The organism is Nostoc sp. CENA543 (genome assembly GCF_002896875.1).
Taxonomy (GTDB): Bacteria; Cyanobacteriota; Cyanobacteriia; order Cyanobacteriales; family Nostocaceae; genus Trichormus.
The window spans coordinates 2,797,699-2,823,089 of record NZ_CP023278.1; the positions used below are offsets into that span (position 1 = coordinate 2,797,699).

The following is a 25,391-nucleotide window of genomic DNA, read 5'->3' on the forward strand; positions in this document are numbered from 1 at the left end:
CCAGAAATTTATCGCTGTTCTAACCAAGCCTGTAAATCAGCCACACAGGTAAAATCTAACAATGCCTCACTCAAATCCTCCAACACAGGTAAAGGTAAACCAGTAATTGAAGAGCGCATTTCCTCAGAAAGTTCGCCAAACCGCTTAGTTAATTGTCGAATGACGAGTTGAAGTGTTGCTTCCTCCCGTCCTTCTTCCTTGATTTCGCGGTAAACTCTGGTTTCTTTGAGCGTGATTCCCAACATAGACTCAACCTCCATTCTGCTTAATCGTTCAAACTTGTACACCATAATTGTTGTGATCATCTCCATTATGGCGCGACTGGCTGATTCAGTGACTTCCTGAGTTGTTCTGCTTAATAAATACTTAGCCGCTTCTGGTGCTTGTTCTTCCTCTACTGTCGTCAGTACCATTAGGGCTACCCAAATAGGTAAAGAACGAATATCACCCAATTCATCTAAATAGATTCTATGTACTTGTTCACCGTTGAGTAATGAGCGATGGGGATGAATATCCCTCTGTTCGGTAGTGCGCGATGGGTAGATAATTACTGCTTGCCAATCAGTGAATCTATTGCGGTTACGATAGAAATATAGCGAAGATTCTGCAAATACTCTTTCGTAAAGCTGTTCATCTGTTTGGAATTGTACTTCGCAAAAATATACAACTCCTGCACCTTGATTTTCTGGTGGGAGAAACACACCATCAATTTCAAATCTGGGTTCTTTGACAGCTACCGAATCGAATCGGTAAGCATCTGCATTACTTGGGGGTGTTGCTAGTAACTCAAACAACAATGTAGGAGATTGTTGAAACAATTTGTAAAAGATAGAATCTCGACGCATGAAGTCATATTTATCACCTACTCAAAATCTTACCAGTCAACAGTTAACAGTTCAATTTGAAAGCAAGACCCCTGACCAAAATCACTAGTGACGGTAATTTTACCTTTGTGAGCTTGGATAATTTGTAGTGCGATCGCTAAACCCAAACCAAAGCCATTATGTGTTCTATGCACATCACTACGATAGAATTGCTCAAAAATATAAGGTAAATCGGCTGCGGGAATCCCTGTACCGTTGTCTTTTATTTGAATCTTCACACTGCGGGTATCTTTGATGAGTCTTAATTCCACAGTCCCACCAGGAGCAGTATATTTAATCGCATTGCTAATTAAATTTAATACAGCCTGACGTAATAAATCTGGTTCTACTAATACTTTTACTGAGTTTTGTGGTAAATTAATTTGTAAATGTAATTCTTTTTCTTCACAGTAAATCAATTGTTCTTGAGCCAAATTATCGATTAACTCTACCAAATCGATATATTTAAGCACTTGAGGATTTAATTCTCCTTCATGCCGTGCCAAAAATAATAAATCACTCACAAGATTGCTAATAGTTTTAGTAGTTTTAATAATCGTATGCAAACGAGAACGAGCTTCACACTCAGGCTCTACTAAAGTCATTAAACCTAATTGAGCATGGCTTAATACTTTCGCCAGTGGGTTTCTCAGTTCATGGGAAGCGTAGGCGGTAAATCGATTGAGTCGTTCATAGGATTCATAAATCGGCTGCATAGCCAAACCACCTAACACCCATCCTGTCACAGCGATCGCCCCTATTCCTAAAGGCACACCAACAGCTAATAATAAGCAAAGTTGTGTGAGTGTTTCTTGCACAGGAGTCAGGGGAGAAGCTATTTGTAAGTATCCTAACAATATTTCATCCTGTAATACTGGCAGAGTGACTTGGCGTAACCATCTCTGCGATTTCGCGCCTACTTCTCCACTCTGTATTTGTAATGTTTCAAATCCTGGGGAAATTTTGACAAATTCGGGGGGTTTTTCCTTCACAAACAACAATAACTTACCTTCTGGAGAGTACCAGCGAGCGTAAGCAATTTCACTTTCTAATCTTTCTATATATAAAGTATTACTACCCAATAAAGGAACATCATCAAGTTTGACACGCCATTGACCTTGTTGCAGACGATAGCGAATACCCGCAGCCATCACCCGACTTTTACTATAAAGTTCCTCATCAAAGGCTTTTTGGCGGTCATGAACTACACCAATATAAATTCCACAGGCAAAAACTACTAAAATACTCCCCATAGAAAGAGTAAACCAACGTGCTAAATTACGACGACTGCTGTGAAATATATTGGACATGGAAATCTTTTTTATTTTTGAAGCAATAAGTAATCGGTATTACTCATTACTCATTACTCATTACTCATTTCATTAATTGACATCTAATTTAATCAAACGATAACCTAAACCATAAACTGTTTCAATCCAGTGATCTGCTTCTAATGGCTGTAAACGTTGCCGGAGTCGTCGAATTTGCACAGTGATAGCATTAGTTCCTAAGTCTGTATCCCATGTCCACAAAGCTTGCTCTAACTGGTCACGGCTGAGAATTTGTTGGGGATGACGCAAAAAGTATTCTAGCAATTGACATTCACGCACAGAAAGTTGGACTTGTTGCTGTTGTCGTTGTGCTGTGTGGGTATCTAAATTGAGTTGTAAGTCAGCAAACTTTAATATTTGGTCTTGCCAAACAGGGGATCTTCTGGCTAAGGCGCGCACTCTTGCTAGTAACTCCAACATATCTACAGGTTTTACAAGATAGTCATCTGCACCTGCATCTAGTCCCTTGACCTTATCTGCAATACTGTCTTTTGCAGTGAGCATCAAGACTGGAGATGTTTTCCCTATATAGCGATACTGTTGACATAGGTAAATCCCGCTTCCTGTTGGTAGCATCCAATCTAGAATGAGCAAGTCATAATCTTGTTGAGATATTAAGTCGGTAGCTAGTTCGCAGCTAGCAACCCCATCAACAATGTGTCCGGCTCTTGAAAGCACTGTATTGAGAGGTTCTAGGAGTTCTAGATCATCCTCAACTACCAATATTTTCATGACGACTATCAAAACCTTACAGGCAACGATGAGAGTATTTTCTGATAATATTGCTGATTATTCTCAATAAATTATAAATTTTTTGTGATCTATGCCTGACCAGAATCCGCTTTTTAAGGTGTGGCAATCTCTAAAAACCAACAGTTATAAAACTACGCTTTTGGCTTTAGGATTAGAATTTTGGCTACCATTACCGCTAATCGGAGTCAGTATTTGGTTGGGAGGCAAGAGTATTGCTAACCAAATGTTAAGTCACAAATACAACACTAATTCCTATTTAGCAGCCAATAACCAAGTGAAGGTGAATTTATCTGTTGCAGTATTAGCGATTAAGGCAGAGATTAAGCAAAAGGGAGGATTTACAAAGGTTAGTATTAGAACTTCAGACTCAGCTATCAAAAATTTAGAAATGGAATTACCTAGCACAGATATTACTGCCATTGAAGCAGGGATCATTGAAGAGTTGGGATTAGATGTCACTACAGTTAAACGTATTACCCGTTACCAATTCGTTGAATAGTATCTTTTGATAACTATAGTAATCAAAGATACTATTAGACTGCGATCGCTCACACCCTCTGTTTCAGTCCCCAATCCCTATCACCAGTCCCCAGCCTTTCAATTTTGGATTTGGGATTGGCGATTTTGGATTGGATTCAATCTAAAATCCAAAATTCCTAGTCCCCAGTCCCTATTCCCTAGTACCTATTCCCCAATCTCCTTGGGCAGACTACAGAGTCCGTTATAGATTAGTAAGTGTATCTGTATCACCTGACTAATTCGGGCTTGGTCTTTCACAGCGAAGGGTTTGGAAATGTTTACTTCGTCAGAGACTCCTATTATTGGGACAATTTTATTAGTGGCTTTTGCCATTTTAGGTTGGGGCTTTTATCGCGCCAGACCTTTTGGAAAACTGGGAATCTTAGCCTGGTTGCAGTCGGTGGTGTTAATGACTCCCTGGCTGTTATTCTTCGGTTTGTTTGCAGCCGGAATTTACATCAACATAGTCGGAATTTTATTCTTGGTGGTCGGTTCGGCTGGACTGTACATCTACTTGGGTAAACAATTACGTGCTGCTGGTCAAGATGCTATCCTCAAGCAACGCGCCACAGACAGGCTAACGGCGGCAGAATCCTCCTCTGCAACAGAAAATCCTCCACAACCAGCAGCCGTGGTATTGGAAATCATGCCAATTCCAGAAGAAGACTTAAATGTGATTAGAAGTGTTTTTGGCATTGATACATTTTTTGCCACAGAAACGATCGCCTACCAAGAAGGTGCTATCTTCAAAGGCAATCTACGCGGCGAACCCCAAGAAGTTCACACTCGTTTAACTGCGAGTTTAAAAGAAAAGCTGGGTGAGAAATATCGTTTGTTCTTAGTGGAAAACAACGATGGTAAACCTGTAGTGATTGTTCTTCCTAGCAGCAACGACCCACGCCCCGCCATGTTAGCGCAAAAGGTCTTTGCAGCTATTTTGGGAATCGCCACTGTTGGCACTAGCCTAGAAACAGGGGGATTATTACTCAATTTTGATTTCTTGGCGCATCCCGAAAGGTTACAAGAGACTTTACCCATCGGTTTGGGCATATTTGCCATTTTAATCGCCCATGAAATTGGGCATTGGTTACTGGCGCGTCGTTATCAAGTACGTCTTAGCTGGCCTTTCTTCTTACCAGCAGTGCAAATCGGCTCTTTTGGGGCAATTACGCGCTTTGAGTCGTTGTTACCTAATCGCACCGCTTTATTCGACATTGCCGTAGCCGGGCCGATCGCTGGTGGTATTGTATCTTTACTGATGTTAATTGCCGGTTTGTTGTTATCTCATCCTGGCAGTTTATTTCAGTTACCCAATCAATTTTTCCAAGGTTCGATTTTAGTCGGTAGCCTAGCAAGGGTGGTTTTAGGTTCAGCATTGCAATCACCCTTAGTCAATATTCACCCCCTCGTAGTAATTGGTTGGCTAGGTTTGGTCATCACTGCTTTAAACTTAATGCCAGCCGGACAATTAGACGGTGGACGTATTGTCCAAGCCATTTACGGACGCAAAACCGCCAATCGAGCCACCATAGCCACGTTAATTGTCTTAGGTTTGGTAGGCTTGGCGAATCCTCTAGCATTATATTGGCTGATCGTGATTGTCTTCCTACAACGGGACTTAGAACGCCCCAGTTTAAACGAAGTTAGCGAACCCGACGACGCTAGAGCCGCAATTGGTCTATTAGTATTGTTCTTAATGATTACCACCCTTTTACCCTTAACTCCTGGTTTAGCAGGTAGGTTAGGAATTGGGTAATAGGGCATGGGGCATGGGGCAAGCAGGAAGTGTGGGAGGGGTGGGAGGATAGGGAGGATAGGGAAGAAATCTTTCCCCCCACACTCCCCACACTCCCCACACTCCCCCATCTCCCCAGTCCCAATTCCTCAGTCCCCAATCTACGCTTTCCACCCTGTCAACAAGTTAGGATACTTAGCTGGTTTGGGGAAGATTTTTTGTAAGGCTGTCTGACGTTCTAGAGGTTGTTCTTTCGCTAAGTTCCACAGGGTTTCATAGAAGAAGAAGGAAACTCCGGCGAAATTGCGATCGCGTGTTTTTTGGACTTGGGTTTGTATTTGCTGCATGGTAATGGGTTTATTTTTTAAGCCGGTTAAAATTCCCACACTCACGGGTATATGTTTCTGGGCGGCTTTGACTTCTGGATACTCTAATTCCTTGACGAAAACATTGAGATCATCACGGTAAATCTGCAATACCAATTCTTCAACTAGCCCCATCCGTTCCCACTTTTGCCAGTCTGCAAGGAAGAATTCGTAAGAAAAACGCTGTGGGTTGGGTGCGACGGAAACTAAACAATCTTTTTTCGCGGCTTTGATGGCTGTAAATACTCGCTTCATGAAATCAGTGATTTTGCTGGCTCGCCAACGCACCCATTCTGGATCTTTGGGATTTTTAGAAGGTGCTTGCCCACGGTGTTCTTTTTTGTATAAAGCTACGGTGTAGGCATCATAGCCGAGTTCTGAAGGTAAGCCAAAATGGTCGTCAAATTGAATACCATCAATATCGTAGTTTCTGACGATTTCGACGATTAAATCTTGGATGAATTGCTGTACATCAGGACGAAAGGGACTTAACCATACACGGTCATGTGTACCTTCTTTGACAATGCGTGTACCATCACTACGATTGGTGAGCCATTGGGGACGATTTTTGGCTAAGAGAGAGTCAGCAGGAGCCATAAAACCGAATTCAAACCAGGGAATAACAGTTAAACCTTGCTTGTGTCCCTCAGTGACAATTTCTTTGAGGATATCTCGCCCTTGTAATCCAGGGGTAGGATCAAGCGATCGCCCAATCACTTTTGCGGCTACTCGGCTGGGATAAAGTGTATATCCCCAATTCCATACTGCTGGGTAGACAGTGTTAAAGTTCAGTTCATCTAATTTTTGCAAAGCTTGACGCAGGCGATCGCGCCCAAACAGCACATCACTATCAATATTCGTTAGCCACACCCCTCTCAATTCTGTGGCTGATGATGAGTTAGGACTGATTTGGGCGTTTAAAGGTAACGATAAAATTACCGTAGCCACCACAGTTAAAACCCACATCACTGCTAAAAATACGGGCTTATTTTTTTTGGTAAAATTATGTAACAAAAACCTCATACACCACTTTCTAAGTATTCCATAAAATTTTACATGAGCAGGAAATAACTTAGTTAAATGGACGTGTTCAATAGCTAAAAGTTGCTCTGGAGAAGATTTATAGACAAGGGTAAGATTCTGGATACGGTGCTATCAAGATAAATCTTTATCTTGTTTTTACATTGTTATTTAAAAATTTCATATTGTTTATCTGTTAATATCGATACATTCTCCGCATATTTGTTTCGACAATGTGAATAATACAACTTATACTTGACTGTTAATGTATATTTATGATTATGCTATGTATTAACGAGTAAATCTCGATTTACCTACTGAGTGATACTTAAACAGTAAATAGCTTGTAAGTAGTAATTTTACGGTTATGCTGACAGCTTTTCACTTAAAATCGCAAATTTAGTAATGAAAACCTTGAGTAATTCACCAGATCATCTTGCACAAACAACAGCAGCCACTCAGAGATTAGAGAGGGCAATTATGCTGGCTGCGGGTGATTTTGCGTTGATATTAGCTTGTTGTAACTCGCCTCAAAAGCAACAGCAGATTTTAAATTTATTAACTCCATCTTCAGCACTAAAGATACAAGAGATTGTGCTGCAAGCGACTGACGAAACACTATACACAACCATTCAAGATCAAATTGGCAATCTTCACCCAGACGTATTGATGATTACGGGTTTAGAATCTGTAGTGGCTATTAACCAACTCATTGCTAGTACCAACATCATGCGGGATGAGTTTCGTAAATCTTTTCATTTTCCAGTGGTGTTATGGCTCAATGATGAAATCCTCAGTAAATTAGTGTGGTTAGCACCTGATTTAAAAAATTGGTCAGCTAACACCATTCGTTTTGATTTCCCCCAGCACCAGTTGATTAATAATCCTATTCTGATTGCTTGATATTGACACTCCCCACGGTGAACGCGGGGAATTCTTGGGTTCACATTCCCATCTTTTCCCGCAGCATTCTACATCATTTATCAACTCAAATTATATTAGAATCATTATCCCTATTCCTACTTTGCAAACTGCTAATATTCCGGCTAGTAACATCAGCACTAATCCCCCATAAAATTAAACCTAAATAATCAGAGAAAGGTCTAGAGCCAAAGGTGACACCGTTATCTACATATAACGAACCAAGACCGACTAAAGATAAACCTACCAGTAAAGTCAGTGATAAAAAAGGTCGGATGAGAAAAACGGTAGCACCGATGCGAACATCATCAGAAACACCAGATATTAGTATGAGTAAATCTTGCATACGGACTTCCCATTTAGAAGGGTTGGGTAAATCTTGAGGAGAAACTGCATCAGCACGAATTAATAATTCATTCACACTACTGGCTAACTCCAGAGGTAAAAAATTTTCACTTAATTTCAGACTATCTTTACCATTTATCTGGTAATAGAGATTTGCTAAATCTTTCATCACTGCTTGCATCAATCTATTAGCAGCAATATCATTTTTCTGAGCTATGAAAACACGAATTTTAGCAATATTATTATGTAACACTTGCAGTATCTTTTCTAAATTAGACTCATTTTCCATCTCCATTAATTTATTTTCTATTTCTCGGAGCTTACTTAAAGCCTCTAGTCGTGATTCAATAGCATCTATTTCAGCAAAGGCTTTATCAATTTTTTCCCATCGAATTAACTGTTCTACCCAATCAATCATCCGTTCTAATATTCTTTGGTCATCTGGGTGTTCTACTTCTTTTTTAATACGAGATTTGAGACGATAAACTGCTTTGATGGCTCTGGTAATATCACCGCCAGATTCTTGCATATATTTAAATAAACGTCCCAAAAGCACACCAAAAATTAACACCAACAAAGGTAAAATCGGCCCAGAACGCATTTTTAAATCAACTGGAATGATTAATCGTTGATTTTGTCCTGACAATGTTAAGTAAATTGCTCCGATGTAACGGTCTGGGGGAATAACACAGCGATTGATATTGAGAGGTAAACTGATAATGCGATCGCTGGCTATATTGATATCCCCTTTGGGTAAACTTACGGCTTGTGTGGTGATTTGGTATCCTGTTTGTTCACCTTTGAGGATGACTTTACTATCAATGATGGTGACTGGTGCTTGGGTAGGGTTATCAAATTGCAGTTCCCATTGATTTAAAAATGCACTTGCTGGCAGTAAACCCCTAGCAATAGAACAATCAATCCAACCCAGCCAACCATCACAGTTGACTAGACGCAATTGTATCTGTTCTGTGTCACCGACAGGAATCAGATTTGGCCTAACTTTGGCAATTACCTCAACGGGAATCGTTTCTACTGGCTGTTGGGATTGACTGGGAAGAAATATTTGCACTGTCCCTTCATAAGTTCCTGGTAGGGTAATATGATTTACCCGCACTTGGAAATCTTGGGGAATTCCTGCTGACAGTTGTGGTTCACCGATGATGGTAATTTGTTGACGGTTGACGATTTCACCGCCTTCTTTCCGGCGCAAATCGGAAGTTAAAAATACAACTTTCTCAATATTTTCACCTGGAGCAGTCAAGCGCAAATTGCCAATTAAAGCACTTTCTTCACCTAACCAACCAGTAATCTGAAGTGATTGATTACTAGGTTCAATAACTATATTACTAGCCGCCTGTACTGCGAAAGGATGAGCAATTACCACCACAGGCAATAATATAGACAATATCCAATATTTCATAGCTATTCTCAGGATTTAGAAGCTGTTATCAATCTTGCGAGTCTTCAGCCCTGAAAATATCTGCACAGTAAAATTACTACCTAGAACACCAAATTAACTATTTCGAGAATAACCCCTCCTTTGCAAAAAAAGAGAAGTTTTGTTCCCCATTCCCTTGTAGGGAAGGGGGTTAGGGGGTTAGGTTTTTAATGATGAATTGATGTTATGGTACTGAAGCAACTCGCCACAATCACAGGACTTTCCATCATCATCAAGTACGACTTTGTCGTGCGATCGCTTTCCTCAATTCGCAGTGAAAAAAATACTTAATAATTCAGTCAGTCCTCAACCTTCTAGCACCTAATTAAATTCTAATCCAGTTGGACGAAGATGTGGGACTTTTAGGCAGGGGGCAGGGGAGACAAGGTAGACAAGGTAGAATTTCTTACCCAATGCCCTATTCCCTATTCCCTATTCCCTATTCCCTATTTACTAGTCATACAACCAAGTATTTGAAGAAAAATCATCTTTTGATTCATTTGTCTGCACTACCGGATATTGTTCCGGTGTGCGATGAGATTTTCTATAAAGAACTGGTTGATGGGGTTTTGGTTGTTTTGCCTTTTCTTTTTCTTGTTGTTTTTGCAGTTGTGCTTCCTGTTCTTGTTTAACAGATTTATTTTCTTCTATTAGTTGAGAATTCGCTTCAGCAAGTTGCAGTGCAGTTTGTTTTGTTTCGTGGAGTTCTTTTGTCACTCTTTCTACCGTCGCTTTTTGTTCAGCTAAGGCTGATTGCAAATTGGCTATTTCTTGCTGAAGAGTTTTTTCGTTTTGTTGAGATGCAGCTAAATCAGCTTGTAACTCCTTGATAGTGACTTCTAAATCGGCTTTGGTGGGATTGCTACGTTTAGTAGCTGATGCTTCTGCTGTTGGTTTTGTATCTTCTTCTACTGCTTGAGCCGACACCTCAATTGTTGGTTCGCCGGCTGAAGGTTCAAATTTTTGTGCTTCTGCTTGAATTAAGTCAGAAAGACTCTGTTTTCTAGCCATTATTTCCTCCAATCACGCTGTATTTCTTCTGCTACGCGGCGGTAGTCTGATTCCGCCTCTCTAGCGTTTTTGCCTCGCCATTGATGAATCGCTACACCCTCCAAAGCGGCTCTTTCGTGGGCTTTATAGATCCGAATGAAAGACTTGCAAGCCGGAATTCCTAAACGTTGGAGAGTATTTTGAGCTTCTATTGCTTCATTTATACTCCGTGTATCGACTTTTGTGAGTAATACCCGATGGGGAACGCCAGCAGGAACTACAGCCGCTTTGACTGTTTCAATCAAGGCGGCTAAATCCATAGCGGCTGGAGGTGTAGGTAACACTAGATAATCTGCGATCGCAACTACTGTCGTCAAGGCTTCTGAGTGCAGTGCCGGCGGCGTATCTACTACTACTAAATCGTAACCTTGGATGGTTTTCAACCGACTTAAAAGTTGGGGATTGGTTTCTTGGGAAAGGTCAAATCCCATACCATTTTGATTGCGCCCAAACCACCAACTAGCTGAACCTTGAATATCTGTATCAACGAGAATAACTTTTTTCTTCTTCCCAAACTGAGCAGCTAAATTAACTGCGGTAGTCGTTTTACCGACTCCTCCTTTACCGTTGAGAATAGCGACGATTTTTGGCACTGCTGACTCCCGACCCTGACTTACATGAATATACCGCTTTCTTTAATTCAAAATCCAAAATTGAAATTTTCCGAAAATTATTTTTTTAGAGTTTAGGGGATTGGGGATTGGGGACTGGGGACTGGGGATTGCGAATTGCGTTAGCAAAGCGGGACGAAGTCCATTGCGTTAGCGTAGCGGGATGTTCGCGTTAGCGTCTCGGAGAGAAGTCCATTGCGAATTGCGGATTGCGAATTGCGAATTGCGAATTGCGTTGACGGTTTTCGTCTCCAGCTACGAAAAAAATCGTAACAATAGAAGGCGATAGCGATGAACTCTAATTCAGATGATGGTTACTTACAACTTACCCGACGGGCCGAAACTCCCTTATTTTGTGCGGCTGTTTAAATTCATTACTCACCCAACAGAGTATTTAGAAGATTTTGCCCGTGTTTATGGTGATAATTTCACTATCTGGAGACAGAATAAGGAAAATCAAATAGTTTATTTCAGCCATCCCCAAGCTTTAGAGCAGATTTTCACAGCTGATGGTAAATACTTTCAAAATGGGGGAGGGGGCGGTCTTTTAAAAGTTTTGTTGGGTGATAACTCTCTGATTTTATTAGATGGCGATCGCCACCAGCGTCAACGGCAATTACTCACCCCGCCTTTTCATGGTGAAAGAATGCGGGCTTACGGTCAAGCCATCCAAGAAATCACCCAACAAGTCAGCAGCGAGTGGGAAATTGGCAAACCCTTTAATATTCGTAACTCCATGCAGGAAATTACCATGCGCGTGATTTTGCGGGTAGTTTTTGGCGTGGATGAGGGGGAAATGTACCAAAAATTGCGGGGGTTGCTGACTTCTGTTTTAGATTTAATGGGTTCTGCTGTGTTTTCTACAGCCCTGTTTTTCAACTTCATGCAGAAAGATTTAGGCGCGTGGAGTCCTTGGGGGCGAGTGCTGCGCCTCATTCAACAAATTGACGAGTTAATTTATGCGTTAATTGCCCAGCGTCGCACGGAATCAGGGGAAAATCGCCAAGATATCCTGAGTTTATTAATCTCGGCTCGTTATGAAGATGGTCAGCCGATGTCAGATGCCCAATTACGTGATGAATTAATGACAATGCTAGTTGCAGGACATGAAACCACCGCTTCTGCATTAACTTGGGCGTTTTATTGGCTTGACCAATTGCCAGATGTGCGCGAAAAGTTATTACAGGAGTTAGTTACCCTTGGTGTTAATCCAGAACCTAGTCAAATTTCCCACTTACCTTATTTAACAGCAGTTTGCCAAGAAACTTTGAGAATATATCCTATTGTCTTGGCTGGATTTTTAAGGATTGTCAAATCGCCAATAGAAATTATGGGTTATCACCTACCCAAAGGAACATTAGTAGTTCCTAGTATTTATTTAGCCCATTACCGCGAATCAGTATATCCGCAGTCTAAACAATTCCAACCAGAAAGATTTTTACAAAGGCAATTTTCCCCTTACGAATATTTACCATTTGGCGGGGGGAATCGTCGGTGTATAGGTTTGGCTTTTGCTCAGTATGAAATGAAAATTGTTTTGGCGACAGTTTTAGCTCAATATCAAGTTTCTCTAGTGAATAAACGTCCTGTGCGTCCTGTGCGCCGTGGTTTAACCTTAGCTGCACCAGCCGGAATGCGAATGGTTGCAACACGGCAATTAATCTCCGTAAATACATCTGTAACAGTGTAAACACCGTAGTTTGACGATCGCTCTAGGCGAATGATGGCAATTGCTTCTACCCTTAAAATAAGAGGCAGGGGGCAGGGGGCAGGGGGAAATTAAAGTTACAAACCGAACTACTTTCTGCTCCGCTAACACCCGCAAGTGGCGTAATTTTTCTCCCAGCTCCCTTGCTCCCTGCTCCCTTACTTTTTCATGGCGATCGTGAACTGCGTAAACCAGCACAGATGAAAAATTCCTCACCTCACCGCCCCCGATTTTTCCGCTTCTCCATCAGCAGAAGCAGAAAATCTCTGTTACTAACTTTGAGTTGGATATTGCTGTCAATTGGTACGTCAATTCTGATTATTTTGACACAACCAATAGCACCAGCCCCCGCCCAAACGCCAAATACTGAAAATAGCACCCCAGCCAACTCAGAGACATCATCAGACGAAACACTTCGGGATACACTCAGGCGATCGCGTCAATCTCCAGATACTCCCCCACCTGACCCAGCAGAAATCGCTCGGTTGCTCAAACTCCAAGAAGCCGACAAGCTATATTTAGCAGGTAAAGTTGCCGAAGCGCAAAAGCTTTACCGCGAAGCCAAAGCACCGTTTAACAAAACAAGTGAAGCTGCTCCAGAACTCAAACCAGCCATCACTGACCCCTCCCTACTTTCACCCGCAGGTAGGGTATACTGGCGCGAAGCACAAGACGGTATCGCTAAAAAGCTGCAAACCAAAGCTCTAGTACCTCTGCAATTATTAGTTGAGCAGAATCCCGAATTTATTCCTGGTCATATCCGCTACGCTGAGGTTTTAACTCAATACGATCGCACTAAAGAAGCATTAGATGTTTTAGAACGGGGTTCTTCGCTGTACCCTGACCAACCAGAATTAATTAAAGCGAGGGTGACAGCCTTAGCCAACGCCAAGAAATGGATGGAAGCATCCATCGCCGCCCGTCAATTTGCCATTCTTTACCCCCAAAATCCCCAAGCGTCGGAATTTAACGAACTAGCGGAAACCAATCTCAAACGTTACAAATCGCATATTCGCTCAGAAATTCGAGGTAATGTGATTAGTAATGTGATTACTGGGGCATTAGGTTACGCCGTTACGGGTAGTTTATTGGGGCCATTTTCCGCCCTGGATTCGACGATTTTGCTGTTACAGGGAGAAGGTTCTATCGGGGAATCGGTGGCAAAACAAGCGAAAAAACAACTACCTTTAGTCATAGATGAGCCGACCTTGGCTTATGTCAATGATATTGGGCAGAAATTAGCCAAAATCGCAGGTAGAAAAGAATTTAAATATGAGTTTTTCGTCATTCCTGAAGAAGACCTCAACGCCTTTGCTCTTCCTGGGGGGAAAATATTTATTAACGCAGGTGCGATCGCTAAAACTAACTCCGAAGCCGAATTAGCCGGATTAATCGGACACGAACTATCTCACGTAGTTTTATCCCACGGCTTTCAACTAGTTACCCAAGGTAATCTCATTTCCAACGTTACCCAATATTTACCTTTTGGCGGCACCATCGGACAACTATTTGCATTAACTTACAGCCGCGAAATGGAACGACAAGCCGATATTCTCGGTACACGCTTAATAGTTGCTAGCGGTTATGCGGCTGATGGCTTGCGTAACTTAATGGTGACATTAGATAAACAAAAGAAATTTAGCATTCCTACTTGGTTATCCTCCCACCCAGGCGGAAACGAACGAGTCGATTATCTAGAAAAAATGATTACTCGTAATAGTTACAACCGTTATGCTTTTGAAGGCGTAGAACGTCACACAGAAATTAAAGCTAGGGTGAAGAAACTGCTCAAAGAGAGAAAAGAACAAGCAGAAAAAAAGCAACCAACTGATGAATCAAAAGACAAAATTTTGCGTCAATGAAAATATTAAACCAATTCGCAATTCGCAATTCGCAATTCGCAATTACGTTTTGTAATGGGGACTTAAAACCCAGTGATCACTGATAACTGATTTAATTCCCCATTCTGTGTCCACTGGAGGAGCATTTTATGTTGTCAAAAAGCTGGAATTTAGCCTGTTTGGGTGGTTTGGGTTTGTCTTTGTTGTTAGGTAACGGTGTGGCATTAGCTCAGTATGATACATCTAGTGATGTAACCGTACCAACTGTACCTTCAGGTTCATCCACACCCACAACTACCCCTACTACAACTACACCTTATCCCACAGACACCAACGCCACCAATACACCTAATGCTGTCGGTGGCGCAAGATTTTTCTGTCAACAATATAACGGTCAATACACCGTCATGTACCAGCCAGAAAGTCAACCCGGACAATACTTCCCTTGGGCTGCGCCTGGTACTTTAGGCGGTGGTTGGAATCCCCAAGCACGTTGTCAAACTATTGCTACCCGCCTAGAATCATACCGCCCAGATGGACTGCAAGAACTCCAGATTAGTCGGGAAAATAACGAAAATATCGTTTGCGTCACCACCGAAGCCAATTCTAGATGTCGAATTGTGCTAACCGTACCTCGCAACAAAGACCCCTACACAGTTCGTAATAGTATTTTCCAAAACCTCACGTCTGCTGATAGCGGTCAACAAACCACAGCAGTCAACACCTATACTAATCGTGGCGGAGACGAACTATATAATATAGGTCGTACCTTACTAGGTAGCGGAAATCAAGTCACTTCCTTAAGAAGTGGAATTAATCTCAAACCTTACCTTGATGTAAAAGACGGCGGAACAGGTACAAACTTAAGAAACGGTGTAGCCATTCGTCGTTCATCTCAAACAGGCGTTCGCTTAAATCCCAATAAATTCCGGTAAGGATGAAACAGGGTAAAAGTCAAAAAAAAAGCAATTATTAGACCTCTTGCACGAATAATTGAACACTCCGAATACATAAATTCCAGAGTTATCTTTCTGCGTTCTTCTTTGCGTCTTTGCGCCTTTGCGTGAGCTTTTAAATAGTATTTTTAGCAACACCAAAGTATTTATGCAAGAAGTCTATTGATAGGTAAATACTGTTCACATCAGACCACAATAGTCATGAAACAATGCAATCAAAGCATTGTTTCATGACTTTTTAATTTTTGCCTAAATGTCGTTTCAAATCGCGGATAGCTGCGCTGGTGTTACGTTCATAAGCTATCTGCACACAACGAGCAATCAAACTTGCTAAATCAAAATCGGGAAAATAGCGGCTGTAAGTTTGCAATTGATATTCTGCACCTTGTAATTGATAAATCAATAATTGTTGTTTTTTGAAAAACCAAACTTCAGGCACTTTAAAAGGAAGATAATCCTGTATATCAGAATAACTGGTGACATCAATTTCAATCACTAAATCGGGTGGAGGATCTTCTCCCCAGTCAATGCGTTTTTTACCAGATACCGCTTCCCAATTGTCAATATAAAAGCAATAATCTGGCTCAATTCCGCTTTCTTGGGGTAAGCTCATAGTGACGGGGGTAAACGCATCATATTCTCGCCCATTGTGGTCTAAAAGGGTTTTAACAATATCAGCCAGTAGATTAGCATCTCGGCCATGTATTGGTAATGGCGACATCAGCAATACTTCTCCATTGCGATATTTGAGGCGCGGAATTGAACCATCTCCCCGTTGTTCACACAAACGCTGATACTCTTCCCAAGTCGCAGGTAAGCGCACCACAGAACCAGGAGGTAATTGAGTTTTTTCTGGGGAAACGAGAGCAAACATGACTGATACTTCCTTTGACAGTCGCTTCCCTTCATGATAGTGGCTAAAGTCTGGAGAAAATAATGAATGCGTCGGAACTATTTACGAATGAATAACTTTAACCATTTGCTAGCAATTTCTTAATCTAGCTGGGATAGGTTGAAATTTAGCAATCCGAATAAATACTGAATTAAGGTCAATAGCTGGTTGTCTGGCAATTGCCTTAATTTTCTGTGAGGGTTGAGCGATCGCCTTTTATGTAAACATACACCTTTAATTACCTAAAAGCATGACACTTACACTTCCAACCCTCTTCACTTCGGATGTTAGAGGTGGTATTTGTGCTGTCGTTAGTAGCCCAAATTCTTCGCTATCCCATGAATTAATGCAGATATCTCACGTTCATCTACTCATCACGAATTCTGTCAAATCAAGCCCTAGATGAAAAATTAAACGCTGTCGTAAATCTTCCTAAATTTGCAAATTTTAATTGCTATTATGACTAACTCAACAATTCGCTTTTCTCAATTTAACGCGTCTCTCAACCGTAATGCTGAAGGTCAGCTAGTCAGTGATTTATCTACTCCTGACAACACCCAAGCCAAGGCTGTGGCGGAAATTATTCAGCGCAATAACCCTGATGTCCTGTTAATTAATGAATTCGACTATGTTGCAGCAAATCCTTTAGAGCCAGTCCAATTATTCCAACAAAATTATTTAAGTGTCAGTCAAAATGGTGCAACCCCAGTTGAGTATCCCTATGTTTATATTGCACCTTCCAATACAGGAATCGCTTCAGGATTTGACTTAGATAATGATGGCTCAGTTGGTGGTGGAAATGATGCTTTTGGCTTTGGCAATTTCCCCGGACAGTTTGGGATGCTGTTGTTATCAAAATATCCTATAGACACTGCCAATATCCGCACCTTCCAAAATTTCTTGTGGAAGGATATGCCAGGAAATCTGTTAACTAATGACCCGACGGTAGATAATCCTAATACTGCGGTAAACGAAAATCTCAACGGCTTTTATTCACCAGAAGAAATTAATATACTGCGTCTTTCTTCTAAGAGTCATTGGGATGTACCGATTCAGGTGAATGGTGAAACAATTCATGTTTTAGTCAGTCATCCTACACCCCCAGTTTTTGATACTACAGAAGACCGCAACGGCAAACGCAACCATGACGAAATTCGCTTTTGGGCAGATTATATAACTCCAGATCAAGGTGATTATATCTACGATGATGCGGGGAATATAGGCGGTTTAACGGCTGGTTCAAGTTTTGTAATTATGGGTGATCAAAATGCTGACCCTTACGATGGGGACAGCTACGATAACGCCGTTCTCCAACTGTTGCAAAACCCCAATATCAATACTAATTTCATTCCTACTAGTCTCGGCGCACCCCAGCAAGGGGCTTTACAAGGTGGTGCAAACGCCAATCACCAAGGGAATCCGTATTTTGACACGGCTGATTTTGCTGATACTACTCCTGGTAACTTGCGTGCAGATTATGTTCTACCCTCTACAGATTTGCAGATTAGCAACTCAGGGGTGTTTTGGCCTGTGAATAGCGACCCAACATTTGCACCTGTAGGAACTTTCCCTTTCCCTAGTTCCGACCATCGTTTGGTGTATGTAGATGTAGAAGTAGGCGCGACACCAGCAGGTAATACTATTCCTGAAGCGGAATTTGTAGAACAAGCAACCTTTCCTACAGGTTTTATTCCAGCAGGTGCAGCAGGAACAGTTAATGGTGTACCAACTCAGGTAGGGGGTTTATCTGGTGTTACTTACGATGCGGTCAATAATGTTTATTATGCAATTTCAGACGATCGCTCGCAAATCGCCCCAGCCCGTTTTTATACGTTTACTAACGATGGCGAGGTGAAGTTTACCAATGTCACCACCCTTAAAGATATTAATGGTAATACTTTTCCCGCCCTCAGTCTTGACCCTGAAGGAATCGCTTTAACTAAAAATGGGACAGTATTTATCTCCTCTGAAGGGGAAGCAAATCCTAATGCTGGTCGTGTGAGTAACCCTTGGATTAAAGAGTTTAGCTTAACTACAGGTCAGGAATTACGCTCATTATCTGTACCTGTGAAGTTTTTACCAGTCGTCCAAGATACTAACAATGATGGGATTGTCAATGCAGGTGATACGCAGACATCAGGGATAAGAAATAACCTAGCTTTTGAAAGTTTGACTATTTCCCCTGACCAAAAAACCTTATATACAGCCACCGAAAACGCCCTATTTCAAGATGGTGCGAGGGCTTCTTTAACTGGTGGTAGTCGTTCTCGGATTCTGCAATATAACTTAGTCAGTGGTCAGCCAGAAAAAGAATATCTCTATATTACCGATGCGATCGCAGATGTTCCTAACCCCTCCACAGGTGCAGCAGATAACGGTTTAGTAGATTTATTAGCAATTGATAATCGCGGTACTCTTTTGGCTGTAGAACGTTCCTTTGCTCAAGGTGTGGGTAATACCATCAAAATCTATGAGGTATCTTTGCAAGGGGCGACAGATATCAGCACTATTGACTTTTTAGCTAGTCTCACTGAAGCAGAATTAACAGCCCTCAGACCCGCTAGCAAGCGTTTAGTATTGAATTTAAACGACCTCGATTTACCGACAGGTACAGATAACATTGAAGGGATTACTTTCGGCCCCAAATTAGCTGATGGTCGTCAATCAATTGTCTTGGTGAGTGATAACAACTTCAGTACAGCCCAATTTACCCAAATCCTTACCTTAAGTGCAGAGGTGATTCCCACCGTTACCCCGACGGTAGAAACTCGCCCCGACTTATTTGATGATGACGATGCTAGTATCCCCGAAGTTGACCAGAACGCGGATGCTGATGACCCAGCAATTTACGTTAACGCTAGCGACCCCTCAGCCAGCATTGTCTTGACAGTAGCGAAAAATGCAGGTTTGCGGGTTTATGACTTGTCAGGAAATCTCCTGCAAACCTATAACCCTGGGGATATCCGCTACAACAACATAGATTTGCAGTATGGGTTTAACTTGGGTGGCGAATCTATTGATATCGCCGTGGCGAGCGATCGCAATAACGACAAGCTGGTAATCTTTAAAATTAACGCCAACCCCACCACCCCCGGTCAATATCTGGAAGACATCACCGATAGCAGTATCGGGACTCTCTTCCAAGGCGCGCCTTTTGCACCACCTTACTCAACATCTTCCCGCAGTGCTTACGGTGTGGCTATGTATCGTAGCCCCATCACTAATGATTATTACGTCTTTGTCAATCGCCGCCAAACTGGGGATGTTGCCCAATTTAAACTCATCGACCAAGGTAACGGTAAAATTGGCGCGGAAAGGGTGCGGGAGTTCACCATCCCCACCGAGTCAGGAATTGACCCCCAAACCGAGGGAATGGTTGCTGACCAAGAAATGGGTTATCTCTACATCGGTCAAGAAAATGTGGGAATTTGGAAATTTGACGCTGAACCCAACGGGCGCAATACCGGTAAACTCATCGATAAAATCAAAGATTTGGGCGGTTCTTACCTCACCGACGATGTGGAAGGCTTGACTATTTACTATGGACAGAATGGTCAAGGTTACTTGCTGGTATCTAGTCAAGGTGACAATACCTTTGCAGTCTACAACCGTGGCGGTGATAACGAATATTTAGGTAGGTTCGCTGTCGGAAATAATGGCTCAATTGACAGCGTACAGGAATCTGACGGTGCAGATGTGGTCAACGTCCCACTGGGGCCAAATTTTCCCTATGGTTTATTCGTCACTCAAGACGGTTCCAACGACCCCGCCAGACTGGTAGAAGATGATGGCGAACTGGAAAACGTCAACACCAATTTTAAATTTGTTCCTTGGGAAAATATCGCCCAAGCCTTTACCAACCCCTTAATTATTGACACCGACAGTTACAATCCGCGTAATCCCCAAGCGATGATTCCACCCAAATTAACACTCAAAGGTTTCGCCGTTCTTCCTGCTGACAGCTTTGCAGCAGGCCCACCATCTGGTAATTTCATCACGGGTACTACCAACGGTAGACCGATCCCATTTGCTAGCCAACCCATCCAAGGCTTTAGCGCAGTCCAAGTAGCTGATGATAATTCCTACTGGTTCTTATCCGACAATGGTTTTGGTAGTAAAGCCAATAGTGCAGATTACCTGCTGCGGATTTATCGCTTAGACCCCAGTTTCCAGGGTACAGAAAACGGTGACAAATCCGTCAATGTCTTAAGTTTCATTCAACTATCTGACCCAGATCAGAAAATACCCTTCCAGATTGTCAACGAAAATACTAGCGATCGTCTCCTCACGGGTGCAGATTTCGATATTGAATCCTTTGTAATTGCGGAAGATGGCACACTTTGGATAGGCGACGAATTCGGCCCCTATCTGTTACACGTCGATGCTACAGGTAAATTATTAGATGCACCCATCCCCACACCCAACATTACCAATCTCAAGACTCTGACTGGCGAAGCACCGTTAGTAATTGGACACCGAGGCGCAAGCGGTGAACTCCCAGAACATACCCTGGAATCCTACAAGTTAGCGATTGAACGCGGTGCGGATTTCATCGAACCCGACATAGTGACCACCAAAGACGGCGTATTAATCGCCCGTCACGAACCGAATTTAATTAACACTACCAATGTTGCAGACTTACCACAGTTTGCAGACCGCCGCAAAACAAAAGTTGTTGATGGGGTGGCGGAAGAAGGTTTCTTTGCAGAAGACTTCACCCTCGCGGAAATTAAGACTCTACGCGCCAGAATTCAACCGAGTTTCCGTGACCAAAGCTTTAATGATTTGTATGAAATTCCCACACTGGCTGAAATCATCGCTTTGGTAAGACAGGTAGAAGCCGATACAGGTAAAAAAATCGGCATCTATCCCGAAACCAAACACCCGACTTACTTTTTACAGCAAGGCTACGATATCAGCCAGAATTTAATTGATACTCTCGTAGCTAATGATTTTACTGACCCATCCCGCATCTTTATTCAGTCTTTCGAGACAGCCAATCTCAAAGCTTTGAATAATGTCATTATGCCTGCGGCTAAGGTTGATATACCTTTAGTGCAGTTACTAGACGCATTTGATGTTAATTTAGATGGTTCATTGCAAGAGGTTCGCCCCTACGATTTTGTAGTTAGTGGTGATACTCGCACCTATGGAGATTTACGGTCAGCCGCAGGTTTAGCGGAAATTGCTACCTACGCCGATGGGATTGGCCCTTGGAAGCGGATGATTAGATCAGTGCAAGGTGTTGATGCTAATGGTGATGGTCAAGCTGATGATGTTAATGGGGATGGTTTAGTTAACGACGCAGATAAAACCCTGACTCCACCCACAACTTTAATTCAAGAGGCACACGCAGCTGGCTTATTTGTCCATGCTTACACCTTCCGTAATGAAGGCCGTTACTTAGCAGCAGACTACAACAACAACCCCGAAGCTGAGTACAGAGATTTCATTCAGCTAGGTGTTGATGGCTACTTCACAGACTTTCCAGGTACAGGCGATCGCGTCCGTGATTTGTTGGCGGGTGATTTTGTGCGATCGCCTGATCACCCCGATTTCCTCACCGAACCATCTAATCCTAACCTGTCTCGCTCCCGTGGCTTTGAAGGGATGGCTATCAGCTTAGATCAGCAAACCCTATACCCTATGTTGGAAGGGACGGTGACTGGTGATCCTGCTAATTCCCTACGAATTTATGAATTTGACGTTGCATCTAAGCAGTATCAAGGTTTAGTCGGCTACTACTACTTAGAAAATCCCAGTCACGCCATTGGGGATATTACTGTTATCAACGAGAATGAGTTTCTAGTCATTGAACGTGATAATGGTCAAGGTGCGACGGCACAATTTAAGAAGTTATTTAAAGTTGACTTCTCGAAGAAAGACGCAAATGGTTTTGTCAGCAAGGAAGAAATTGGTGACTTACTCAATATCGCCGACCCCAATGATTTAAACGGCGATGGTAACACCAAATTTACCTTCCCCTTCCAAACCATCGAGTCTGTAGTAGTGCTGGATGAAAAAACCATACTCCTGGCTAACGATAATAACTATCCTTTCTCTATCGGTCGTCCTCCAGGGATTGACAATAACGAATTCATCATTCTGGAACTAGACCAACCCCTCAATATTCCTACCCCAATAATTAGTCTCACTACTACCACACCAAACATTACTGAAGGTAATTCGACACCAGGAGTTTTCCGCATCTCGCGTGTAGGAAATACCAGCAAATCGCTGACAGTGGAATACACTGTAGAAGGTACTGCTACCAATGGTAGTGATTACAACAACCTCACAGGGAAAGCCACCATCGCCGCCGGACAAACCTACGTTGATATTGCCATTACCCCTGTTGATGATGCGTTAGCAGAAGTGACGGAAACCCTAATTCTTAATGTCACTGATGGCAGTAATTATGATTTAGGTGCTAACGCCTCTGCCACCATCAACATCCTTGATAACGATTTCAATAACATCAACGGTAATGGTAAACGTGACCCCATCATTGGCACTGATGCCAATGACCGAATTGTCGGTGGTATTGGTCGCAAAACCATCACTACAGGCGGAGGTTACGACGAATTAGTTTACACCAGCCTGCGAGAAATGGGTCATACCATCACCGATTTTGAGGTAGGTAAAGACAAGATTGTGCTGACACAATTACTAGATAGCATCATCCGTGGTGGTTATCAGGGAACTAATGCGATCGCAGATGGTTATGTACGCTTAGTCCAAGGTAGCACTCCTAACACCACCTTCGTGCAAGTTGATAACGGCGGACTTCCCGGCCGTGGCGTTCTCAGTCCATTCCTAGTATTGGAAAACGTCACCCCAGCAGCGATGGCTAATCCTGATAACTTTGTGTTTTAGGGACTAGGGAGAAGGCAGGGGGGCAGGGTGCAGGGAGAAATGGGGAAATTCTTCTCCCCCCTGCACCCTGCACCCTGCCCCAATTCCTCTTCTATGCTTTTCTCAAAACCCAATTTCAATGGTCAAACTGCGAATTTTGCCGGTGTCGGCTTGGGCTTTGTCTGCTACTTCTAAAGTCCAGTTACCTTGGGGAATTTTGCCTTTGAATCCTGCTAGTTCGGGGACGTTGATTTCGTCATAGGTTGTTTTGATGTTATCTGCCGCACCACCGAGGCGATTATGCAGAATTACTGGTGATACTCCCGTTTCTGTGGGGGGAATGAGGGTAACAATTAAATCTCCTATGTAGGTATGCTCAATGTCTACCGTTACTTTGATAGATTTAATGGGGTTGGTGTTAGCGATCGCTAAACTAAGTGTAGATGTCTGCAAATCTTGAATGGGGACATCCTGCACTGCTGTGAAAATGCCCACTGGGTCGATTTGGGGCGGGGAAGCTAATTCTACGGCTTTGAGGGCATTGACGCGACCGTAACCGTAAAAAGGGCTGCGTCCGTCAGCATCATAATTACCGCCACTTTCATCAATGCGATCGCAAGAGCGTTTAATGATATCTTTGACTTCATCCCAGCGTAAATTCGGGTTACGGGAAAGAATTAAAGCCGCTACTCCAGCTACCCCAGGACAAGCACTAGAAGTACCACCAAAACTATTGGTATAGTTGCCTGCTTGGTCGCCCTGGCTAACAGTGCCATTATTGTAACCAAATCGTCCGGTGCGATCTGTTGTCCAAATGCCGGGAGTTTGGGAACTGTAGCCGTTATTGCTGGGGAAAGCGCACCAGACGGCTTTACCAAAGTCACTGTAAGCACTTCTTCTGTTAAAGTCATTACAAGCAGCCACCGCAATTACTTTGGGATAGCTGGCGTAACCGTCGTTATCAACACTCTCATTGCCATTTCCCGCCGCAAATAAAATTACACAGCCTTTGCCATTACGCCCTTTTGTGAAGGCGTATTCCATTGCTAACCGTGTAGAGTCTGGGAGAGGGACTTTTTGCAGGTGGCCGGGGTCGGTGGGTTCCCACCAAATCCCATCCGGTGGCCCCCAACTACAGGAAATCACATCTGCACCATTTTGCGCCGCCCAGACGAAAGCCTCAGCTTCATCTACGGAACCCAAGGCTGATACAAAACGAATTGGCATTAATTTGGCTTTTGGTGCTACACCCGACGCGCCGAAGTTCCCATCCCCACAGGCTACCCCTGCACAGGCTGTCCCATGATTGTCTGAGTTACCTGGTCTGGGGTTATTGTTTTTGCGTGTTACATCCCTGGGGGCGACAATCTTACCGGAGGAACGAAATTCCTCATGGTCAATATCTACACCATCATCAATAATGGCGATAGTTGTACCTGCACCTTCACTTAATTTCCAAGCAGCTTCTACATAGGCATGAGCATTAATATTCTTAGCATTAATGGTGGTTTCCTTGAGATGCCATTGCTGCGGGAAAGCTTGACGTTGACGAAATTCTCTGACTAATTCAGGATGACAAAGTTCTACTGTTTCTTCATTGAGTAGTGTTTCAGCGAGGTCAAATATCGCTAAACCCGTATTAGCTGGCGCACTCACGAAATAAGCATTACGGGCATATTCTAGTTGACGTTTAATCGTCAAATTATAACGTCCTAAAACTGCCTCACAGGTGCTAGCTTCTTCTTCATCATCAAACTTGACAAAGAGGTTTTCCGTGTAGATTACTGGTTGTCGCGACTGCGGGTCAATCAATACCCGTCCGGCAAATTGGATTTCTGGTTCTTGATTTAAAATTTCCTTGGCTTGATCACGTAAAGCACCGTCTTGATTTGGTGCTTTTAATTGCAAAACTTCTACACCTGCTTGCCGAAATCGCGTTACCAAGTCAAACTGATTGAGGATACTACGGGCTTCCGGTGATACAGATGCTACTTCAAACGGGCGATCGCCTACAAGCACACTGCGGTTTTGAGTACGAACTACAATATGATCCTCACTAATGACCAGTTCATACTGTTCACCATTCTGTCCGCCATAGCGAACCTGAACCATAAATTAATCTCCTGAGATTTAGTTAAATCTAAGCCTCTGGCTAGCGTGTGCATATCTGGAAAGCATCACCCGC

General features: G+C 42.7%; 16 protein-coding genes. 7 read left to right on the plus strand and 9 right to left on the minus strand.

Features of this window, described 5'->3' with window-relative positions; all coding sequences use genetic code 11:
• Nucleotides 1-8 precede the first annotated feature (8 nt).
• The 3 genes from CLI64_RS11615 to rppA form a co-directional block, all read right to left on the minus strand.
• Nucleotides 9-845 carry an Rpn family recombination-promoting nuclease/putative transposase gene (locus tag CLI64_RS11615; RefSeq protein WP_103137377.1) on the minus strand — a complete coding sequence of 279 codons (837 nt, stop codon included), beginning with the start codon at nucleotides 843-845 and terminating at the stop codon, nucleotides 9-11.
• 29 nt (nucleotides 846-874) lie between these two features.
• Entirely contained in the window at nucleotides 875-2,173 is a 1,299-nt protein-coding gene (locus CLI64_RS11620; RefSeq protein WP_103137378.1) for an ATP-binding protein, read from the minus strand.
• Between the two features lie 72 nt (nucleotides 2,174-2,245).
• On the minus strand, nucleotides 2,246-2,926 hold the full coding sequence (gene rppA, locus CLI64_RS11625) for a two-component system response regulator RppA (RefSeq protein WP_103137379.1): 681 nt from the start codon (nucleotides 2,924-2,926) through the stop codon (nucleotides 2,246-2,248).
• A gap of 91 nt (nucleotides 2,927-3,017) precedes the next feature.
• Between rppA and CLI64_RS11630 the strand changes: the two genes are divergently transcribed.
• Entirely contained in the window at nucleotides 3,018-3,446 is a 429-nt protein-coding gene (locus CLI64_RS11630) for a hypothetical protein (protein WP_103137380.1), read from the plus strand.
• Nucleotides 3,447-3,740: 294 nt separating this feature from the next.
• Nucleotides 3,741-5,222 (plus strand): site-2 protease family protein, encoded by a 1,482-nt coding sequence (locus tag CLI64_RS11635; protein WP_103137381.1) that lies wholly within the window; start codon nucleotides 3,741-3,743, stop codon nucleotides 5,220-5,222.
• A gap of 140 nt (nucleotides 5,223-5,362) precedes the next feature.
• Here CLI64_RS11635 and CLI64_RS11640 read toward each other — a convergent pair whose 3' ends face one another.
• A complete protein-coding gene (locus tag CLI64_RS11640; protein WP_103137382.1) occupies nucleotides 5,363-6,589 on the minus strand; it encodes a glycoside hydrolase family 10 protein in 1,227 nt (408 codons plus the stop codon).
• Nucleotides 6,590-6,991: 402 nt separating this feature from the next.
• On the opposite strand from CLI64_RS11640, the gene CLI64_RS11645 reads away from it, so the two are divergent.
• Complete coding sequence (locus CLI64_RS11645; protein WP_103137383.1) at nucleotides 6,992-7,489, plus strand: hypothetical protein; 498 nt, start codon at nucleotides 6,992-6,994, stop codon at nucleotides 7,487-7,489.
• Between the two features lie 85 nt (nucleotides 7,490-7,574).
• On the opposite strand, the gene CLI64_RS11650 is transcribed toward CLI64_RS11645, so the two are convergent.
• The 3 genes from CLI64_RS11650 to CLI64_RS11665 all read right to left on the minus strand — a co-directional run bounded on the left by CLI64_RS11650 (nucleotide 7,575) and on the right by CLI64_RS11665 (nucleotide 10,936).
• On the minus strand, nucleotides 7,575-9,275 hold the full coding sequence (locus CLI64_RS11650; protein WP_103137384.1) for a hypothetical protein: 1,701 nt from the start codon (nucleotides 9,273-9,275) through the stop codon (nucleotides 7,575-7,577).
• A gap of 471 nt (nucleotides 9,276-9,746) precedes the next feature.
• Nucleotides 9,747-10,304 carry a hypothetical protein gene (locus tag CLI64_RS11660; protein ID WP_103137385.1) on the minus strand — a complete coding sequence of 186 codons (558 nt, stop codon included), beginning with the start codon at nucleotides 10,302-10,304 and terminating at the stop codon, nucleotides 9,747-9,749.
• Nucleotides 10,304-10,936: a ParA family protein gene (locus tag CLI64_RS11665; protein ID WP_103137386.1), complete on the minus strand. Its 633-nt coding sequence runs from the start codon at nucleotides 10,934-10,936 to the stop codon at nucleotides 10,304-10,306. Before CLI64_RS11665 ends, CLI64_RS11660 begins: the two co-directional genes overlap by 1 nt.
• A gap of 325 nt (nucleotides 10,937-11,261) precedes the next feature.
• Between CLI64_RS11665 and CLI64_RS11670 the strand changes: the two genes are divergently transcribed.
• From CLI64_RS11670 to CLI64_RS11680, 3 genes are all read left to right on the plus strand, one after another.
• Entirely contained in the window at nucleotides 11,262-12,644 is a 1,383-nt protein-coding gene (locus tag CLI64_RS11670; RefSeq protein ID WP_103137387.1) for a cytochrome P450, read from the plus strand.
• 263 nt (nucleotides 12,645-12,907) lie between these two features.
• A complete protein-coding gene (locus CLI64_RS11675) occupies nucleotides 12,908-14,524 on the plus strand; it encodes a M48 family metallopeptidase (RefSeq protein ID WP_103140685.1) in 1,617 nt (538 codons plus the stop codon).
• Between the two features lie 128 nt (nucleotides 14,525-14,652).
• A complete protein-coding gene (locus CLI64_RS11680) occupies nucleotides 14,653-15,438 on the plus strand; it encodes a COP23 domain-containing protein (RefSeq protein WP_103137388.1) in 786 nt (261 codons plus the stop codon).
• 259 nt (nucleotides 15,439-15,697) lie between these two features.
• Here the strand turns inward: CLI64_RS11680 and CLI64_RS11685 are convergent, their stop codons facing one another.
• On the minus strand, nucleotides 15,698-16,333 hold the full coding sequence (locus CLI64_RS11685; protein WP_103137389.1) for a Uma2 family endonuclease: 636 nt from the start codon (nucleotides 16,331-16,333) through the stop codon (nucleotides 15,698-15,700).
• Nucleotides 16,334-16,810: 477 nt separating this feature from the next.
• Between CLI64_RS11685 and CLI64_RS11690 the strand changes: the two genes are divergently transcribed.
• Entirely contained in the window at nucleotides 16,811-23,227 is a 6,417-nt protein-coding gene (locus CLI64_RS11690; RefSeq protein WP_225977568.1) for a phytase, read from the plus strand.
• Between the two features lie 102 nt (nucleotides 23,228-23,329).
• Here CLI64_RS11690 and CLI64_RS11695 read toward each other — a convergent pair whose 3' ends face one another.
• Complete coding sequence (locus CLI64_RS11695) at nucleotides 23,330-25,318, minus strand: S8 family serine peptidase (RefSeq protein ID WP_103137390.1); 1,989 nt, start codon at nucleotides 25,316-25,318, stop codon at nucleotides 23,330-23,332.
• Nucleotides 25,319-25,391: the final 73 nt, after the last annotated feature.

Coding starts and splice junctions, on each gene's coding strand:
- CLI64_RS11615 (WP_103137377.1), bottom strand. CDS start 845: ATGCGTCGAGATTCTATCTTTTACAAATTGTTTCAACAATCTCCTACA.
- CLI64_RS11620 (WP_103137378.1), bottom strand. CDS start 2,173: ATGTCCAATATATTTCACAGCAGTCGTCGTAATTTAGCACGTTGGTTT.
- rppA (WP_103137379.1), bottom strand. CDS start 2,926: ATGAAAATATTGGTAGTTGAGGATGATCTAGAACTCCTAGAACCTCTC.
- CLI64_RS11630 (WP_103137380.1), top strand. CDS start 3,018: ATGCCTGACCAGAATCCGCTTTTTAAGGTGTGGCAATCTCTAAAAACC.
- CLI64_RS11635 (WP_103137381.1), top strand. CDS start 3,741: ATGTTTACTTCGTCAGAGACTCCTATTATTGGGACAATTTTATTAGTG.
- CLI64_RS11640 (WP_103137382.1), bottom strand. CDS start 6,589: ATGAGGTTTTTGTTACATAATTTTACCAAAAAAAATAAGCCCGTATTT.
- CLI64_RS11645 (WP_103137383.1), top strand. CDS start 6,992: ATGAAAACCTTGAGTAATTCACCAGATCATCTTGCACAAACAACAGCA.
- CLI64_RS11650 (WP_103137384.1), bottom strand. CDS start 9,275: ATGAAATATTGGATATTGTCTATATTATTGCCTGTGGTGGTAATTGCT.
- CLI64_RS11660 (WP_103137385.1), bottom strand. CDS start 10,304: ATGGCTAGAAAACAGAGTCTTTCTGACTTAATTCAAGCAGAAGCACAA.
- CLI64_RS11670 (WP_103137387.1), top strand. CDS start 11,262: ATGATGGTTACTTACAACTTACCCGACGGGCCGAAACTCCCTTATTTT.
- CLI64_RS11680 (WP_103137388.1), top strand. CDS start 14,653: ATGTTGTCAAAAAGCTGGAATTTAGCCTGTTTGGGTGGTTTGGGTTTG.
- CLI64_RS11685 (WP_103137389.1), bottom strand. CDS start 16,333: ATGTTTGCTCTCGTTTCCCCAGAAAAAACTCAATTACCTCCTGGTTCT.
- CLI64_RS11690 (WP_225977568.1), top strand. CDS start 16,811: ATGACTAACTCAACAATTCGCTTTTCTCAATTTAACGCGTCTCTCAAC.
- CLI64_RS11695 (WP_103137390.1), bottom strand. CDS start 25,318: ATGGTTCAGGTTCGCTATGGCGGACAGAATGGTGAACAGTATGAACTG.